General features: G+C 64.6%; 17 protein-coding genes. 11 read left to right on the forward strand and 6 right to left on the reverse strand.

From position 1 onward, the window contains the following. Positions 1-146 precede the first annotated feature (146 nt). Together BMW76_RS26070 and BMW76_RS26075 are read left to right on the forward strand one after the other, a co-directional pair. Positions 147-776 carry a CGNR zinc finger domain-containing protein gene (locus BMW76_RS26070; protein ID WP_090870435.1) on the forward strand — a complete coding sequence of 210 codons (630 nt, stop codon included), beginning with the start codon at positions 147-149 and terminating at the stop codon, positions 774-776. A gap of 55 nt (positions 777-831) precedes the next feature. Next, positions 832-1,512 carry a haloacid dehalogenase type II gene (locus tag BMW76_RS26075; RefSeq protein ID WP_090870437.1) on the forward strand — a complete coding sequence of 227 codons (681 nt, stop codon included), beginning with the start codon at positions 832-834 and terminating at the stop codon, positions 1,510-1,512. Between the two features lie 76 nt (positions 1,513-1,588). Here BMW76_RS26075 and BMW76_RS26080 read toward each other — a convergent pair whose 3' ends face one another. The 4 genes from BMW76_RS26080 to BMW76_RS26095 all read right to left on the reverse strand — a co-directional run bounded on the left by BMW76_RS26080 (position 1,589) and on the right by BMW76_RS26095 (position 4,974). After that, positions 1,589-2,218 (reverse strand): MlaC/ttg2D family ABC transporter substrate-binding protein, encoded by a 630-nt coding sequence (locus BMW76_RS26080; RefSeq protein WP_090870439.1) that lies wholly within the window; start codon positions 2,216-2,218, stop codon positions 1,589-1,591. Positions 2,219-2,415: 197 nt separating this feature from the next. Further along, positions 2,416-3,453 (reverse strand): Vgb family protein, encoded by a 1,038-nt coding sequence (locus tag BMW76_RS26085; protein ID WP_090870512.1) that lies wholly within the window; start codon positions 3,451-3,453, stop codon positions 2,416-2,418. A 35-nt stretch (positions 3,454-3,488) separates the two neighbouring features. Beyond that, positions 3,489-4,415, reverse strand: coding sequence for an ATP adenylyltransferase family protein (locus tag BMW76_RS26090; protein WP_090870441.1), 927 nt, complete (start codon positions 4,413-4,415; stop codon positions 3,489-3,491). Positions 4,416-4,488: 73 nt separating this feature from the next. Then, positions 4,489-4,974, reverse strand: a complete 486-nt coding sequence (locus tag BMW76_RS26095) for an adenosine-specific kinase (RefSeq protein WP_090870443.1) — start codon at positions 4,972-4,974, stop codon at positions 4,489-4,491. Between the two features lie 262 nt (positions 4,975-5,236). Between BMW76_RS26095 and BMW76_RS26100 the strand changes: the two genes are divergently transcribed. Both BMW76_RS26100 and BMW76_RS26105 read left to right on the forward strand, forming a co-directional pair. Further along, positions 5,237-5,521: a hypothetical protein gene (locus BMW76_RS26100; RefSeq protein WP_090870445.1), complete on the forward strand. Its 285-nt coding sequence runs from the start codon at positions 5,237-5,239 to the stop codon at positions 5,519-5,521. Between the two features lie 162 nt (positions 5,522-5,683). After that, on the forward strand, positions 5,684-6,193 hold the full coding sequence (locus tag BMW76_RS26105) for a DUF1269 domain-containing protein (protein WP_090870447.1): 510 nt from the start codon (positions 5,684-5,686) through the stop codon (positions 6,191-6,193). Positions 6,194-6,288: 95 nt separating this feature from the next. On the opposite strand, the gene BMW76_RS26110 is transcribed toward BMW76_RS26105, so the two are convergent. Next, the gene (locus BMW76_RS26110) at positions 6,289-6,630 is read right to left on the reverse strand and encodes a zinc ribbon domain-containing protein YjdM (RefSeq protein WP_090870449.1); all 342 of its coding nucleotides are present in this window, start codon (positions 6,628-6,630) and stop codon (positions 6,289-6,291) included. A gap of 250 nt (positions 6,631-6,880) precedes the next feature. On the opposite strand from BMW76_RS26110, the gene BMW76_RS26115 reads away from it, so the two are divergent. The 6 genes from BMW76_RS26115 to BMW76_RS26145 all read left to right on the forward strand — a co-directional run bounded on the left by BMW76_RS26115 (position 6,881) and on the right by BMW76_RS26145 (position 13,537). Then, on the forward strand, positions 6,881-7,828 hold the full coding sequence (locus BMW76_RS26115) for a DMT family transporter (RefSeq protein ID WP_090870451.1): 948 nt from the start codon (positions 6,881-6,883) through the stop codon (positions 7,826-7,828). 230 nt (positions 7,829-8,058) lie between these two features. Further along, complete coding sequence (locus tag BMW76_RS26120; RefSeq protein ID WP_090870453.1) at positions 8,059-9,075, forward strand: alcohol dehydrogenase; 1,017 nt, start codon at positions 8,059-8,061, stop codon at positions 9,073-9,075. 239 nt (positions 9,076-9,314) lie between these two features. Next, positions 9,315-10,067: a DUF3348 domain-containing protein gene (locus BMW76_RS26130; RefSeq protein WP_090870457.1), complete on the forward strand. Its 753-nt coding sequence runs from the start codon at positions 9,315-9,317 to the stop codon at positions 10,065-10,067. A gap of 10 nt (positions 10,068-10,077) precedes the next feature. Next, the gene (locus BMW76_RS26135) at positions 10,078-12,177 is read left to right on the forward strand and encodes a DUF802 domain-containing protein (protein ID WP_090870459.1); all 2,100 of its coding nucleotides are present in this window, start codon (positions 10,078-10,080) and stop codon (positions 12,175-12,177) included. Further along, positions 12,174-12,821 (forward strand): OmpA family protein, encoded by a 648-nt coding sequence (locus BMW76_RS26140; RefSeq protein ID WP_090870461.1) that lies wholly within the window; start codon positions 12,174-12,176, stop codon positions 12,819-12,821. The genes BMW76_RS26135 and BMW76_RS26140 overlap by 4 nt, the downstream gene beginning before the upstream one ends. A 35-nt stretch (positions 12,822-12,856) precedes the next feature. Next, positions 12,857-13,537 carry a DUF2894 domain-containing protein gene (locus BMW76_RS26145; protein WP_090870514.1) on the forward strand — a complete coding sequence of 227 codons (681 nt, stop codon included), beginning with the start codon at positions 12,857-12,859 and terminating at the stop codon, positions 13,535-13,537. A gap of 51 nt (positions 13,538-13,588) precedes the next feature. Here BMW76_RS26145 and fusA read toward each other — a convergent pair whose 3' ends face one another. Next, entirely contained in the window at positions 13,589-15,634 is a 2,046-nt protein-coding gene (fusA, locus tag BMW76_RS26150) for an elongation factor G (protein WP_090870463.1), read from the reverse strand. Between the two features lie 172 nt (positions 15,635-15,806). Here fusA and BMW76_RS26155 point away from each other — a divergent pair, with 172 nt between their 5' ends. After that, complete coding sequence (locus BMW76_RS26155) at positions 15,807-16,454, forward strand: DsbA family oxidoreductase (RefSeq protein WP_090870465.1); 648 nt, start codon at positions 15,807-15,809, stop codon at positions 16,452-16,454. Positions 16,455-16,737 lie beyond the last annotated feature (283 nt).

Genomic DNA, 16,737 nt, shown 5'->3' on the forward strand with positions numbered 1-16,737 from the left:
CTACCGGCTCAAGGATCGGGCCTTTTGCCTCGTTCAGCGTAACCTTCAAATCGATGCTATACAGGTTACGCATTGATGATGTAACTTGTCAAGAAGATTTTTAGCGGTTACGATGGAGTCATCGTCAACACACGTTAGACACGCAAATGGACTACCGCGTCATACCGGCGATGTTCGTGGCCGATGCGCCCGGCCTTGATTTCCTGAATTCGGTTGCGACACCCGTCGACGAGCCCGTCGACTGGGTCAGTGACGGCGAAGGTCTGCTCGGCTGGCTCGAACAGGCGGGCATGGTGCCCGCTGACGTGCTGGCGGGCCTGCGCGCGCAGTCCACGTCGGCGGAACTCGACGAGATCGCCGCCAGGGCGCGCAGTCTGCGCGAATGGTTCAGGGGATATGTGCATAAGAGGAAAGGGCGCGCGCTCGCCGTCAAGGACTTGCGCGAGCTGGAGCCGCTCAACCAGCTGCTCGCACGCGACGAACAATATGGCCAACTCGCCGCGAGCGGGTCGGATGAAGCAACGGCGCTGACGTTTCGCATGACGCGCAAATGGCAATCGGCGGAGTCGTTACTGATGCCGATAGCTGAAGCGCTCGCGAGGCTCGTCTGCGAGGAAGACTTCACGCACGTGAAAGCGTGTGAAGGGCCCAAATGCACGCTGCTTTTCGCCGATCACACGCGAGGCCACGCGCGCCGCTGGTGCAGCATGGCGGTGTGCGGCAATCGCGCGAAGGTGGCGGCGCATCGCGCGCGATTGAAGGAAGCGAAGGGTTAAATCCCGCGGGTCAAGGCCCGGATGGAAGGCTTCACGTTTATCTGGAGGACATGGCATGGACCACATCAAAGCGATTGCATTCGATCTCTACGGCACGCTGTTCGACGTTCACTCCGTTTCCAGCCGATGCGACGAGCAGTTCCCCGGGCGCGGGCAGGAGATCAGCAACGTATGGCGGCAGAAGCAGCTCGAATACACGTGGCTGCGCAGCCTGATGAACCGGTATATCCCGTTCGAGCACGTGACGGAAGAAGCATTGCGCTATACGGGCCGCCATCTCGGACTCGCGCTGGATGACAACACGTGCCGCTCGCTGTCCGATGCGTATCTGCATCTGCAACCGTTCGCGGAAGTGCCCGATGCGTTGCGCGAACTGCGACAGCGCGGCCTGAAGCTGGCGATCCTGTCGAACGGCTCTCCGCATTCGATCGGCGCGGTGGTCGGCCATGCGGGATTGCGCAACAGCTTCGATCATCTGCTGAGCGTTGATCCCGTGCGCGTGTACAAGCCGGACAATCGCGCGTATGAACTGGCGGAGCACGCATTCGGGCTGAACCGGACGGAGATCCTGTTCGTGTCGTCGAATGCGTGGGATGCGACGGGCGCGCGTTATTTCGGCTTTCCGACGGCGTGGATCAACCGGGGCGGCAAGGTCTTCGACGAAATGGGCCAGAGGCCGGACTGGGAAGTGAACGGGCTCGATGCACTGGTGAAGCTATTGGGCGCCGCGAAATAACGCGGCGCGCCGGGCGTTTCATCCACCGCTTTCCCATTCAAGGCTCGAACGTAGTCTTCTCGTCGAGCGTTGCGTTTCACTGCTTGCCCGACGCGAGTTGTTCGTTACGGTCGGTGAGAAAGCGGATCAGCCCATCGATGCCGCCGCCTTGCTGGATCGTCTCGCCGAACTGCTGACGGTAGGTCTGCACCAGCCACGCGCCGAGCACGTTCAGGTCGTACACGCGCCAGCCTTGCGGCGTCTTGCGCAGACGGTAATCGATCTCGACGGGCTGCGCATTGGTGATCGCGATCGTGCGCACGACGGTGTCGGTATCGGTCGGCGAAAAACGCATCGGCGGATATTCGATCTGCTGGTCCGGACGAAGCTGCGCAAGCGCGCCCGAATACAGGTGGATCAGCAGCGTCTGGAACTGCTGAACGAGTTGCTTCTGCTGTTCGGGCGTCGCCGTTCGCCAGTAGCGGCCCACTGCGAGCCGCGTCGTATGCTCGAAGTCGATATACGGCAGGATGTCGCGGTTCACGATGTCCATGATGCGCGGGATGTCGGTCGGCTCGATCGCGCGCTTGCGCACTTCGTCGAGCACTTGCTGCGTGACCGTCTTGATCAGCGCTTGCGGATCGGAACTGTCGACGGTCTGCGCCGATGCGCCCGTGCAAAACGCAAAGACGGCAAAGAGAAAGGCGATGAGAAATCGGAATCTCATGAGTCTCATATCGGCGAACTCGTCATGTGATTGCGTAGGTCGCGCTCGGCGCGGCGCGCGCGAGATCGTGCGGCGCAGCCTATTGTAGGGGCGGCGGATGTTTTTGGCAGACAAGCTGCCGGCAGTGCGGCACGGAGCGGCACGCGATGTGCGCATGCGCCGATGATATTGCGCCCGTCAGTCGCCATCATTGCCCGTTAGTTTTTTACAGCACCCGACGGGTAGCGCGCGAGATGATCGGTCGCGGATTCGGACAGCCACACTTCGCCCGCGCGGCCCATCATCTGTCGCACGTTCGCGTGGTCGCGCGGCAGTGGCAGCACGTCGAAGCGCTCGGTATGCGGATCGAAGCGCACGAGTGCATTCGCGCTCCATTCGCTGAGCCAGACGATATCGTGGTCGTCGACGAAGATCGCATACGCATGCGGGTTGTCGCCGGGCAGACGCCATTCGCGCCAGCGCTGCGTCGACGGATCGAACATGCCGACGCGTCCCGCGTTCCACTCGCTGATCCACACGCGCCCTCGCGAATCGGACCAGACGCGGCGTGCGCCCTGATCGGGCGTCGGCGGCTCGATGACTTGCGCGGCGCCCGTTGCCGGATCGATGTGGCCGAGGTAACTGCCTGCAAGTGACGCGAAATACAGCGCGCCGTCGGGTGTCACGCAGATGCCGTACGGGCCCGCACCATGCGGCGCATCGAACACGCGCATCGTGCCGCGCTTCGGATCGAACTCGCCGTAGATGCCGCTTTGCCCCGTAAACCACAGATGTCCCTGCTTGTCGAACACGGCCGTGTTGAGGTTGGCGTGCGGCCGGTCCTTCGGCAACGGAAAGCGCGTGACGGCGAGTGTCGTCGAATCGACACGGACGATCGCGTTCTGGCCGCCATCCGTGATCCACGCTGCCTGGTCGGGCCCGATGATCACGCCATGCGGCGCCGATCCCTTTCCGAGCGCAATGCTGTCGATCTTGCCGCTGCGCGGATCGAGCCGTCCCGCCGAGCCTCGCGCCTGCGCGGTGAACCACACGGTGCCATCGGGCGACGGCGCGACATCGTGTGGCGCGCTGCCCGACGGCACGGCGAAGCTATCGAACGACGCAGACCGCGTCTGTGCCGCGCCCACGAGCGCGACGCACGCGAGCGCCAACGCAGTAACGACGCGTGCGTTGCCAGCTTGAAGAATCCTACGCAGCGTTGCCGCGATCCGATCTCTCGCGACGATCTTCAGCATGTCCGCCTCCTTCGCTTCGACACGAATCACTCGCATCATCGCGACGCGTTTGCAGGCAGCGCGACGCGTTGCAAAACCGTCATCGGGCCGAGCCGCTCGATCACATCCATCTGCGCCGCGTCGCGCACGAACAGCGATCCTGCGAATCCCAACGCGTTCACGGGCACGCCTTCGACGCGCTCATCCGATCTCGGCACGAGCAGCATCCACTCGCGCGTGACGAGCAGGTTATATGGCGTCGCGTGACAGCGTTCCCCATCGATGTCGACCGCGCCGACGCGAGCAGCTTCGAGCAGCGTGTGATAGCAGGAAAGCGCGAGCCTGGCCGCATCGGCGGATGCCATCGCATCGGGTTCGAAGCGCTTGAACGCATGCCGGAACGGCAGGCCCGGCACGCGTGCCGCCAAGCCTTCGATGACAGCCGTCGCGAGCATCGGCTCGATGGGCACGGGCGGACCGGCATCGCCGAGCGGCAGCGGCACGATCTGCAGATGCTTGTGCGGCTGGCTTGCGCCCGCTGCGGCGCCGGCGTTGTAAAAGCCGATGCCGTCGAACCCCGCCATGCACGCCGCTAGCGCTTCGAAGTCGGCGAGATCGAGCAGCGCATCCTGGCGCTCGAACGCGCGCGTGACGATCAGCAGATGATGATCGATGACGTTGAACTTGTTCAGCAACGCGAGATGCGTGTCGGAGATATCGGCGACGAACAGATCAGGTTCGTACGGAAGGAACGGGTTCACGGCAGGGCGCGCCGCCGTCTGAACCTTTGCTGCCTGCGCGCGCTGCTGCTCCTTGCGCGACAGGCTCGACACCTGCCGCACGAGAAAGCAGATGCCGCCGCTTTCGATCATCGCCTGTTGCGTGTCGATCGGGTGCAGCGCGCCGCAGCGCAGCGCATGTTCCGTCTGTCGAAGAACGGCTGGCCAGAGCGTGCCCGGCGCGAGGCGTCGTCGTTGTTCCATGTCTGGTCGGCTGGCGAGGCGGCGCGAGCGATCCGTGTACGACGTCTGCGCGACGTCTGCAAGCGCGCTGCCGCTACAGTTTGTATCCGATGGTGCGCAAGAGGTCCTTGCGCCATTGAACATCGTCCGCGCTCTCGACGCCGACGGGCGAAAAGCCGTCGATCACGCCGACGATGCCGCGCCCCTGATCCGTTTCGGCGATCAGCACCTCGACGGGATTCGCCGTCGCGCAAAATATGCGGCAGACCTCGGGCACCGCTTTGATCGTGTTCAACACGTTGACGGGGAAAAAGCCGTCGCCGAGAAACACGAAGAAGCTGTGGCCCGCGCCGACGTTCGTCGCGTTCTGGCAGGCCATTTCGACGAGACTTTCGTCGGTGCCCGAGCGTCGGACGAGCCGCTTGCCGGATGCCTCGCAAAACGCGAGGCCAAACTTGATGCCGGGCACGGTGCCGACGAGGGCCTCGTGAATATCCTCGACGGATTTGATGAAGTGGCTTTGCCCGAGAATGAAGTTGGTCGCTTCGGGCTTGACGACCTTGACGGCGGACAATTGCATGGCGGACCTCGCTCCATTGCGGCAGAACGACGTGAGAACGCGTCACAGACGGAAGAACGTGGCTGACGTGCAGCGTATGCCGTCCGTCCTGGACCCGCCTTCTAGACTAGTACCAACCGCGCATCAGCGAAAGCGCCGCGCAAAACGCATAGTTTTGGCATATTTTTGCGTGACGCAAGCGGAAACATCGCGATACAAACAAGGACGGATGCTTACCAGTCCCACACCGTGCGCAGCGATTCGGCGTGGGACAATCGGGGCCATGAAAAAGACCAGAATTTCGATCATCGTCGCCGCACTGGTCATGGCCAGTCCGCTGGCGCATGCGAGCCTCGCCTCGGGCGCTCACCAGTTCAAGGAAGACGCCAAGACGGCGGGCCGGGACACGGGCCACGCGGTGGGCCATGCCGCGCACGCCGTCGGCAACGGCGCAAAATCGGCGGGACATGCGATCGGCCACGGCGCGAAGTCGGCGGGACATGCCGTCGCCGATGCGACAAAGCACGGCTATCACGCGACGAAAAAATTCGTGACAGGGCACGGCTGACATTCGTCGCGCAACCCTCGCTGACCAATCCGTCGGCGATTGCGCGGTACCGTCCGCGCGTCGTGACATTGGCGGACAGGCACGCGCTGGTGGGCGGTAACAGGCGTACGATGAACGGCATCATCCCGTTGCGGATCACCGAAAGTTTGACGGAGAGCCGACATGAGACGCCTTTATTTTCTCGTACCTGACGCGCCGACAGCGAAGGCGATCGTAGACGACCTGCTGCGGGCGCGCATCACGTGGCGCCACATCCACGTACTGGCGAATCACAGCGTCACGCTCGAACAACTGCCTCAGGCATCGCTGCTGCAAAGCAGCGACGTCGTGCATGCACTCGAGCGCGGCGTGGCGCTTGGCGGGGCAACGGGCGCATTGCTCGGGCTCGTCGCGCTCGTGTTTCCGCCTGCGGAACTGGCGATTGCGGGCGGGGCCGTCGTCGGATTGACGCTGGCGGGCGCGGGCTTCGGTGCGTGGACGGCGGCGATGATCGGCGTCGATGAGCCCAACACGCGGCTCGAACGCTTTCGCAACGCGATACGCGACGGCCAGATACTGATCATGGCCGACGTCCCCGGCTCGCGCGAGCATGAGATCGAGCAGATGGTCGCGCAGCATTTTCCGAAGGCCGATCTCGAAGGGGCCGAGCCCACGACGCCGATTTTTCCGTGAGCACGCATTGCTCGCATCGGCCATTCGGCGGGATCACTGTTTGTCCGGAAACGACCCGTTCCCGGACACATGGAATCGCAATGACGTGAAACCCGTCACGCTTTCCTGACGAATTCCGACTTCAGGCTCATCGCGCCAAAGCCGTCGATCTTGCAGTCGATATCGTGATCGCTATCCACGAGGCGAATGTTCTTTACCTTGGTGCCCATCTTGATCACGCCGCCCGATCCCTTCAGTTTCAGATCCTTGATGACCGTGACGGTGTCGCCGTCCTGCAGGACGTTGCCGGCTGAATCGCGATAGACCCGGGCCGTCGCTTCGGCCGGTCCCGCTGCTTGCGCTGTCCACTCATGCGCGCACTCGGGGCAAATGAAGACGCCCGCATCTTCATACGTGAACTCGGAATGGCATTTCGGGCAAGGGGGCAATGCGGTCATAGTGAATCCCTGGTGCGCGACGGCGCGAATAATGAAAGTGCGAGAGTATAGCGATGTCATGTGGCAGGCCCGTCGACCTGGGGCGTGTGCAGCCAATATTCGAAGCGCGCCGGACCGTTTCGCAACGACCTGTGACCAGCCGCGCCAGCGCGAGCGCAATTCGACATCGCAGCGCAAATCGTCGAAAATCTAGCTCCTTTCGCGAGCCATGAGCAAACCAGCTTCGCATCAGACCTGCTGACGAACATCGATGAGAAAAACTCTAGACGGCTTTGCCGTTACAAGCATGGTGATTCTGTGCCTCATATGGGGCCTGCAGCAGGTCGCGATGAAATCGATAGCGAGCGATGTCTCGCCGCTGCTTCAGGTGTCGATGCGCTCGGGCGTGGCTGCCGTGCTGGTCTGGGTGTTCGGCAGGATGATCGTCCGCGACAACTGGCTGCCGGGCGTTGCGTTGAGACCAGGGGCACTGGTCGGCATCCTGTTCGCCGCCGAATTTCTGTTCGTGGCCGAAGGCTTGCGATGGACGACGGCCTCTCATATGGCCGTATTCCTTTATACCGCGCCGATGTTCGCCGCAGTCGGCCTGCAAATGGCGCTGCCGTCCGAGCGCCTGACGCGCATGCAATGGATGGGCATCGCGATCGCGTTCGTCGGCATCGTCGTCACGTTCGTCGGTCCGGGTGCGAAGGGCGGCGGCGATCCGTCGTCGCCGAACTGGATTCTCGGCGATCTGATGGGCATTTGCGGTGGCGCGGCGTGGGGCATGACGACGGTCGCAGTGCGCGCGACGCGTCTGAGCGAAGCGCCCGCGACGCAGACGCTCTTCTATCAGCTGGCATGGGCCTTTGTCGTGTTGCTGCCGTTCGCGGCTATCACCGGCCAGTTCCATTTTCACGGCACGCCGCTCGTCTGGACGAGTCTCGGGTTTCAGGCGATCGTCGTCTGCGTCATCAGCTATGCGGTCTGGTTCTGGCTGTTGCGCATCTATCTCGCGTCGCGCCTGGGCGTGCTGTCGTTCATGTCGCCGATATTCGGCGTCGCGATGGGCGGCCTGCTGCTGCACGAGCGGCTCGATCCGGGCTTTCTCGCGGGCAGCGTGCTCGTGCTCGCGGGCATGATGGTCGTCAATGGCCGCGAGTGGCTGAACAACGTCTTCACACGACAAAGACGCCGCGGAAAAATCGGCTCGGCGTGATCGCCGGCCTTCATCGGCCATCGCGTTCCTGATTGTCATCGGCGAGCGCCTGGGGTCGCCGGGATTCGTCCGATTCGTCCGGATTCGACCGTTCAATTGCGGGCGCACGCTTCTCCACCTACTATCCCTGTCGGACCAGCCGGCTGCGTCGCGATGCGGCGCGTCCGAAGGTATGGCCGACGCGAGCCTGGCCGCGCTGGAGTGACTGTTCTTCGACTGGAGCAAATTCGATGCGAAAGATGAGAGCGGTACAGGTCGGCGGCCCCGGCGGGGCGCTGGAGATCGTGGAACGCGACGTGCCCGCGCCCGGCCCCGGTCATGTATTGATCAAGGTGCAGGCGTGCGGCATCTGCCACAGCGATTCGATGACGAAAGACGGATTGTGGCCGGGCTTGCAGTATCCGCGCGTGCCGGGACATGAAGTGGCGGGCGTGATCGATACGCTCGGCGCGGGCGTCGAAGGGTGGAAGGCGGGCGAGCGCGTGGGTGTCGGCTGGCATGGCGGCCACTGCGGGCATTGCGCGAATTGCCGGCGTGGCCACTTCGTCGTGTGCGAGAACGCGCAGGTGCCGGGCATCAGCTATGACGGCGGATACGCCGAATACCTGGTGGCGCCCGTCGAAGCGCTTGCGCGCATGCCGTCGGAACTCGACGACGTGGACGCAGCGCCGTTGCTCTGCGCGGGCATCACCACGTTCAATGCATTGCGAAACAGCGGGGCACGCGCGGGGGATGTCGTCGCGATTCTCGGCATCGGCGGCCTCGGGCATCTGGGCGTGCAATTCGCGCAGCGGATGGGTTTTCGCACCGTCGCGATCGCGCGCGGCGAGGACAAGGCGCCGCTCGCGAAACAGCTCGGCGCGCACCATTACATCGACAGCCGCACGCAGAACGTCGCCGACGCGCTGCGCGCGCTGGGCGGCGCGAAAGTGGTGCTCGCGACGGTGACGAACGGCGACGCGATGACGGCCACGCTCGGCGGACTCGCGCTCGACGGCAAGCTGATCATCGTGGGCGTCGCGGAGAAGCCGATCGAGGTTCCGAGCGTGCAGTTCATCATGGGCCGCAACGCGGTGCAGGGCTGGCCGTCCGGCACATCGGCCGATTCGGAGGACACGCTCGCGTTCAGTGCGCTGTCCGGCGTCAAGCCGATGATCGAGACCTATCCGCTCGAACGCGCCGCCGAAGCCTACGATCGCATGATGAGCGGCGCCGCGCGCTTTCGCGTCGTGCTGACGATGAGCTAGCGCGGTCCGCGCTGCTGATCGGCCGCATTAGCGAGGGCCGCGCTGCCGGGAGCCGGCGCCCGTGGCCGCCATTGCACATCAGTCAATGGCGGCCATGACGGGCGCTCGCCCTTGATGCGCGGGGCTTTCACGGTCAACGTCCGCAGCTGGCGCCCGATTTGCATCGCCGAAATCATTCCCGGCTGGCGGCGGCCATCCCGCCAGCGTGTAAACTGCTGCCTTTTTACGATTCTGGTTGTATGGTTCAAGCCCCTCAGCGCGCAGCGGTCAGCGGCCCGTCGCTCGTCCGGCTGCTGGCCCGCCTGACGGCCGTCGACGTTCCCGCGTCCAGCCAGTCGCTGTCGGACCAGTTGAGCCAATGGCTCGGCTGGACCGACGCGATCGCGCTATCGACGGCGCTGAACGGCAATCCGCCTGCCGTCGCGGGCGGCACGCGGCAGCACGACGGCGCCGGGAGCGAATGCGCGCAGGTGCGCGCGTCGCTTGCGAGAGCCATCGCCGGCGACAATGTGTCCGCCTCGGCTCGCCGGCGCGGATCAGCGCCGAAATCCACGCAGAGCGAGCCGACCGAACCGGCCCCCGATTACGCGGATTTCCGGCAGCGCTATCTCGCGATGCAGCAGTCGATGGAAACCGCGATCGGCAATCTGCGCGGCCGGCTGCGGAGCATGCTGGCGGCGAAGACGCCCGAGATGACGCGGCTCGCGGTCGTCGACGCGATCATGGAGCGCGCGCTGGGCGCGCGCGAGCACAACCTGCTGGCTGCCGTGCCGGGCATGCTTGGCGCGCATTTCGAGCGCTTGCGTCAGGCCGAGCAGGACGCGCTGGCGCAACTGGCGCACGCGCATGCCCCGGATGGCGTTGCAACTGCCGTCAAGCCCGGCGCGTGGCTCGACGTGTTCCGCAAGGACATGCAGGGCGTATTGCTCGCCGAACTGGAAATTCGTTTTCAACCGGTCGAAGGGTTGCTCGCGGCCCTTCGCATCAGCTAACTGGGACAACATGTCCAGATATCGCATTGATTTTGTCGTTGTGTTTTTGGTGGGTCTCGTTGCCGTGGGTTGGGTCGGCGCGGGCTATATAGGCTCGAATCTGCTGGCGCTGACGGTTACGCTGGTGATTGCCGCCTGCTACGTGGCGGGCGCGCTGGAGTTGCACCGCTATCAGCAGGCGACCTCGACGCTGACGGCCGCCATCGCCGGTCTGTCCGGGACGCCGCCGCGTCTGTCCGCCTGGCTCGACGGGCTGCATACCGGCCTGCGCAGCGCGGTGCGTCTGCGTATCGAGGGCGAGCGCGTCGCGCTGCCGGGACCGGCGCTCACGCCGTATCTGGTCGGCCTGCTGGTGTTGCTGGGGATGCTGGGCACGCTGCTCGGCATGGTCACGACGCTGCGCGGCACGGGCGCGGCGCTCGATAGCGCGACCGACATCCAGGCGATCCGCGAATCGCTCGCGGCGCCCGTCAGAGGGCTCGGCTTCGCGTTCGGCACGTCGATTGCAGGCGTCGCGACGTCCGCGATGCTCGGCCTGCTGTCCGCGTTGTGCCGCCGCGAGCGGGCTCAGGCCGCGCAATCACTCGACGCGAAGATCGCGACCACGTTGCGCGTCTATTCGCAAAGCCAGCAGCGCGAGGACACGTTCAGGCTCATGCAGCGGCAAGCCGAGATGATGCCCACGCTGGTCGATCGTCTGCAGACGATGATGACGGCCATCGAGCACCAGAGCCTCGCGCTGAACGAGCGCCTTGCCGCCAGCCAGCACGCGTTCCACAGCAAGACGGAAACGGCGTATGCGCGCCTTGCGTCGTCGGTGGCGCAGTCGTTGAAGGAGAGCGCGGCCGAAAGCGCCCGCGCCGCCGGCGCCGCGCTGCAACCGGCGATGGAGGCCACGATGACCGGTCACGCGCGCGAGATGGCCGCGTTGCGCGAGACCGTCACGCATGCGGTGCAGCAACAGCTCGACGGGCTGTCGAGCGGCTTCCAGTCGACGACGACCACCGTCGCGGATCTGTGGAACAAGGCGCTTGTGGGACATCAGCGGTCGAGCGAATCGCTGGTGCAGGATTTGCGCGCGTCGCTCGATCAGTTCACGCAGACGTTCGAGCAACGCTCGGCGGGTCTGCTCGACGGCGTGTCGACGCGTCTCGAAGCGACGGCGGGCGGCGTCTCGCAAGCGTGGAACGAGGCGCTGACGCGGCAGGAGCGCGCAAGCGAGACCATCGCGGAGCGCAACCAGCAGGCGCTCGCGACGGCGGCGTCGACGTTCGAGCAGCACGCGGCGGCGTTGCTGCGCGCCGTCGATCAGTCGCACGCCGATTTGCAGACGCAATGGGCCGCGCGCGACGAAGCGCGTCTGGCAGCGTGGCGCGAGTCGCTCGGCGCAGTGGCCGCGACGCTGAGCAAGCAATGGGAGGAAGCGGGCGCGCGCGCCGCGGCCCGCCAGCAGGACATTTGCGATGCGCTCGCGCGCACGGCGGGCGACATTTCCGCCCAGACGCAGGCGCACGCGAGCGGCACGATTGCGGAGATCTCGCGGCTCGTGCAGGCCGCGTCGGAAGCGCCACGGGCCGCAGCCGAAGTCATCGCGGAACTGCGTCAGAAGCTCACGGACAGCATGGCGCGCGACAACGCGATGCTCGAAGAGCGCAGCCGCCTGCTCGAAACGCTCGACACCCTGCTCGACGCCGTGAACCATGCGTCGACCGAACAGCGCACGGCCGTCGATGCGCTCGTCGCGACGTCAGCGGATATGCTTGCGCGCGTCGGCACGCAGTTCACCGACAAGGTCGAGGCCGAAACCCGCAAGCTGAACGACGCGGCCGCGCAGGTCACGGGCAGCGCCGTCGAAGTGGCGAGCCTCGGCGAGGCGTTCGGCGTGGCCGTGAAGCTCTTCGGCGAATCGAACGACAAGCTGACGGCCCACCTGCAGCGTATCGAAGCCGCGCTCGACAAGTCGCTGATGCGCAGCGACGAGCAGCTTGCCTATTACGTCGCGCAGGCGAAGGAAGTGATCGACCTGAGCATGCTGTCGCAGAAGCAGATCGTCGAAGACCTTCAGCAGCTTGCCGCGCAGCGGGCGTCGGCGGGAGCCGAATCGGCATGAACGACGAAATCGACGGCGGCATGGAGCCGACGACGCCCATCTGGGCGGCTTTCGGCGATCTGATGTCGGTGCTGCTGGGCGCGTTCGTACTGATTCTGGTGGGCGTCATCGGCATGCAGCTCGAACTGACGACGAGGCTTCACGACGAGGTCAGGCAGCGTCAGATGGAAGCGCAGCGCCGCAAGACGCTCGAGCAGGCGCTCGCCGGGCCGCTGGCGGCGGGGCGGGTGACGCTCGTCAACGGACGCATCGGTATCAGCGGCAACGTGCTGTTCGCGCTGAACTCCGATCAGTTGCAGCCGCAGGGCCGCGAACTGTTGAAGAGCCTGTCGGGGCCGTTGTCGACGTATCTGAAGTCGCGCGACGAGATCCTGATGGTGAGCGGCTTTGCCGACGACCAGCAGGTGCGCGCGGGCAATCGCCGTTTCGCCGACAACTGGGAGCTCTCGGCGCAGCGCGCGCTGACGGTGACGCGCGCGTTCATCGACGCGGGCATCCCCGCTTCGTCGGTGTTCGCTGCGGCGTTCGGCTCCGAGCAGCCGGTCAGCTCGAATGCCGATGACATGGGACGCGCCAGGAACCGGCGCGTCGAAATCGCTGCGGTGCCGAGGCCGGCATCGTCGAGCGGCGGACGGGCGCCGTGAGTGACGACGACATGCCACGTGGCGCGGACGGCGAGATGCAAAGGGACACGCAAGGCCAGCAAGGCCAGCAAGCCTTGCAAGTCTCGCAAGGCGAAACACACGCGCGCGCAACACTCGACGCATGGCGCGCGCAAGGCGCCGATCGGCTCGATCCCATGCGCTTTCATTTCATCGACGCGATGGCGCGGCGCGCAGCCGCTCATCACGGCGAAGCGCGGCGTATTCTCGACGAGCGTCTGTCGGCGCTGCTCGAAACCTATGCCGCCGATCTGAACCGCGAGAACGATAGATGCGCTGACGATACGGTCGACGACAGTCCCGCACGCGCTCGCGGCCCGCTCGGCAAACTCGCCGATTACATCGTGGCGAATCAGTCGTCGGCGGAAGGCAACGCACCGCACCGCGTCACGTCAAACCCACAGCACGAAACACTCGATTACTTCAGACAAACCTGGTCGAAGCTCAGCGCCGACAAGCAGTTGCGCCAGTCGCTCGAACAGGTGCCAGGCAATGCGGGGCCGCTCAATTCGAGCAGCCTCGTGCATCGGTCGCTCTCGCTGATGCGCGAATTGTCGCCGGGGTATCTGCAGCAGTTCCTGTCGTACGTCGACGCGTTGTCGTGGATGGAGCAGATGACGGGCGGCATCGCATCGCCAGCCAGGGATGCGCCTCGCGCCTCAAGCGCGAAGAAGGGCGCGCGAAGCCGATCGCGCTGACGCGCCGCTGATGCGCCGCCCGTGCGCTGAAACGTGCGGGTGCGCTGCCTGCTAAGCCGCGTCGCTCTGCTTCTTGTACTGCGAAGCGAGTTTGTCCTGCTGGTTCGGCGGCACGGGGTCGTAGTGGCTCAATTCGATGCTGTAGTTGCCGTGCCCGCCTGCAATCGCATTGAGACGCGACTGATAATCCGCCAGCTCCGACAGGGGCACCTTGCCCGCCACCACGACCGCATGGCCCGCGAGGTTGCGCGTGCCCTGGACCTGTGCGCGCCGCGCCGACAGATCGCCGATGATGTCGCCCATCGTCGCTTCGGGCGTCATCACTTCGATGTCGACGATGGGTTCGAGCAGGATCGGCTGGGCCTTGAGCACGGCATCGATGAACGCCTTGCGGCCTGCCGTCACGAACGCGACTTCCTTCGAATCGACGGGATGGCTCTTGCCGTCGAACACGGTGATGCGCACGTCCTGCATCGGAAAGCCCGCGAGCGGTCCGCTCTCGATCACCTGCAAGATGCCTTTCTCGACGGCGGGGATGAACTGGCCCGGAATCGCGCCGCCCTTGACGGCATCGACGAACTCGTAGCCCGCGCCGCGCGGCAGGGGCTCGACGCGCAGCATCACTTCGCCGAACTGTCCCGCGCCGCCCGTCTGCTTCTTGTGCCGGTGATGGCCCTCGGCCTTGCCGCCGATAGTCTCGCGATACGCGATCTTCGGCGGCCGCGTGATGACGGCGAGCTTGTACTGATCGGCGAGCCGTTCGAGCATGTGCCGCAGATGCAGTTCGCCGAGCCCGCGCACGACCGTTTCGTTGGTGCCGACGGGATGGTCGATCTTCAGGCACGGATCTTCCGCCGCGAGCTTTTGCAGCAGCTCCCACAGACGCTGCTCGTTGCCGCGCCGCTCGGGCTCGATCGCGAGACCGTAGATCGGCGTCGGGAACGCGAGCGGCGCGAGATGGATGTTGCCGTCTTCAGGCGCATCGTGAAGCACGGCATCGTAGCCGATCTCGTCGACCTTCGCGGTCGCGCAGATGTCGCCGGGGCCCGCCTCCGTGACGTCCACGTGGTCCTTGCCTTGCAGCATCATCAGATGCGCGACCTTGAACGGCTGCCGCGCATCGCCGATATAAAGCTGGCTATCGCGCCGCACCGTGCCCTGATGAATGCGGAACACGGCCATCTTGCCGATGTACGGATCGATCACGATCTTGAACACATGCGCGAGCACGTGCTTGTCGGCGGACGGCTCGGCCTGTACGGTCTCGCGCCGGCCATCGACATCGCGATAGAAAAGGGGCGGGTTGCCTTCGAGCGGATTCGGCAGCAGCCGCACGAATACGTCGAGCAGTTCCTGAATGCCCGCGCCCGTCGCCGACGACGTAAAGCAGACGGGCACCAGATGGCCTTCACGCAGCGCGCGCTCGAACGGCTCGTGCAACTGCTCGGGCTCGATCGCTTCGCCCTGTTCCAAGTAAAGCTCCATCAGCTTTGCGTCGAGTTCGATCACCTGATCGACGAGCGCGTCGTGCGCGGATTCGACCGACAGAAAATCGGCTTCTCCGGACGGATTGAAAAAGCAGTCGACTACCGCTTGCGCGCCTTGCGCGGGCAGATTGATGGGCAGGCAGGTCTTGCCGAACGTCTCCTGAATGTCTTCGAGCAGTTCGGGCAGATTGACCTTCTCGCCGTCGATGCCGTTCACCACGATGATCCTGCACAGCTTGCGCGCTTCCGCCCACGCCATCATGCGGCGCGTGGTCATCTCGATGCCCGTGCGCGCGTTGATCACGATCGCAGCCGTTTCGACGGCGGGCAGTGCGCTGATCGAGAGACCGGAGAAATCGGGGTAGCCAGGGGTGTCGGCGAGGTAGATGCGGGTGTTCTGGTAATGCAGGTGGGTGATCGCGGAGGTCAGGGAGTGATGGTATTTGCGCTCCAGCGGATCGAAGTCGCAGACGGTCGAGCCTTTGTCGACGCTGCCTGCCGCATGGATCGCGCCGCCCTGATGCAGCAGCGCCTCGATCAGCGAGGTCTTGCCGCATCCGGCATGGCCGACCAACGCAATGGTGCGGATGGCTTCGGGTGGATATTCCATGTCCGTCCTCCCTGCGACTGTTGTCCGGCCATTATTCGTGAAAACGGCGCGGGCCGCCACCTGCGGCGACGATTCGCGAGTGGGCAGATGTGCTGCGGCGCGGCATAAAACGATCTCGCCGGATTCTGTTAAGGTGGGTTGATCTCCACCAACTTCCCTGATCGAAAGGCCAATGACTCAACCACTCAGAATCGATTTCGTCTCCGATATCGCCTGCCCCTGGTGCGCTATCGGCCTGTCTTCATTGCAGCTTGCGCTATCGCGTCTCGGTGACACGGTCGATGCGCAGATCGTCATGCATCCGTTCGAGTTGAATCCGGAGATGAGCCCGCAAGGCGAGCGCATCGTCGATTATCTCGGCAAGAAATATGGACGCACACCGGAACAGATCGCCGAAACGCAAGAAACGATCCGCGAGCGCGGCGCAAACGTCGGCTTCGTGTTCGGGCCGCGCGAGCACGTGTACAACACGTTCGATGCGCATCGGCTGCTGCAATGGGCCGGCCTCGAAGGCAAGCAATTGCCGCTCAAGCTCGCGCTGCTGCATGCCTATCATTCGGAGGGCAAGGACCCGAGCAATCATGATGTGCTCGTCGAAGCCGCGCAATCGGTGGGGCTCGATGCAGCGCAGGCACGTGCCGTGCTCGAAAGCACCGATTATGCCGAAGATGTGCGCGCACAGGAAAACGAGGCCCAGTCGTTGGGCATTCAGTCCGTGCCGTCGATCATCTTCAACCAGCGCTATCTGGTGACGGGCGGACAGCCGCCCGAAGCATTCGAGCAGGCCATTCAGCAGATTCTCGCCGAACCGCAAGCGTAGTTTCTCGTCGCGTGAGCCCTTAAGCCTGGCGCTACGACACAAGCGCATCCAGGTGAAGGCCGCAGTTTCATCGCTGTCTGCGCACGCATCGCCGTGCGTAGACAGCAGTGCTGTGTTTTGCTTCGTGCAATCCGCACGCCACTGCATTTCGTAGCCCGCGCGGCGCTATCCCGCCCGCGCTCGCATCCCGCTACGAGATCGCCTCCTTTAGACGCTATCCGTGCTCGTTACACTCGAAGTCGGCGCCGCGCGCGGCGCATGGCGTCGTTCGTTCCCGCGTTTG

This window comes from Paraburkholderia diazotrophica (genome assembly GCF_900108945.1).
Classification (GTDB): Bacteria; Pseudomonadota; Gammaproteobacteria; order Burkholderiales; family Burkholderiaceae; genus Paraburkholderia; species Paraburkholderia diazotrophica.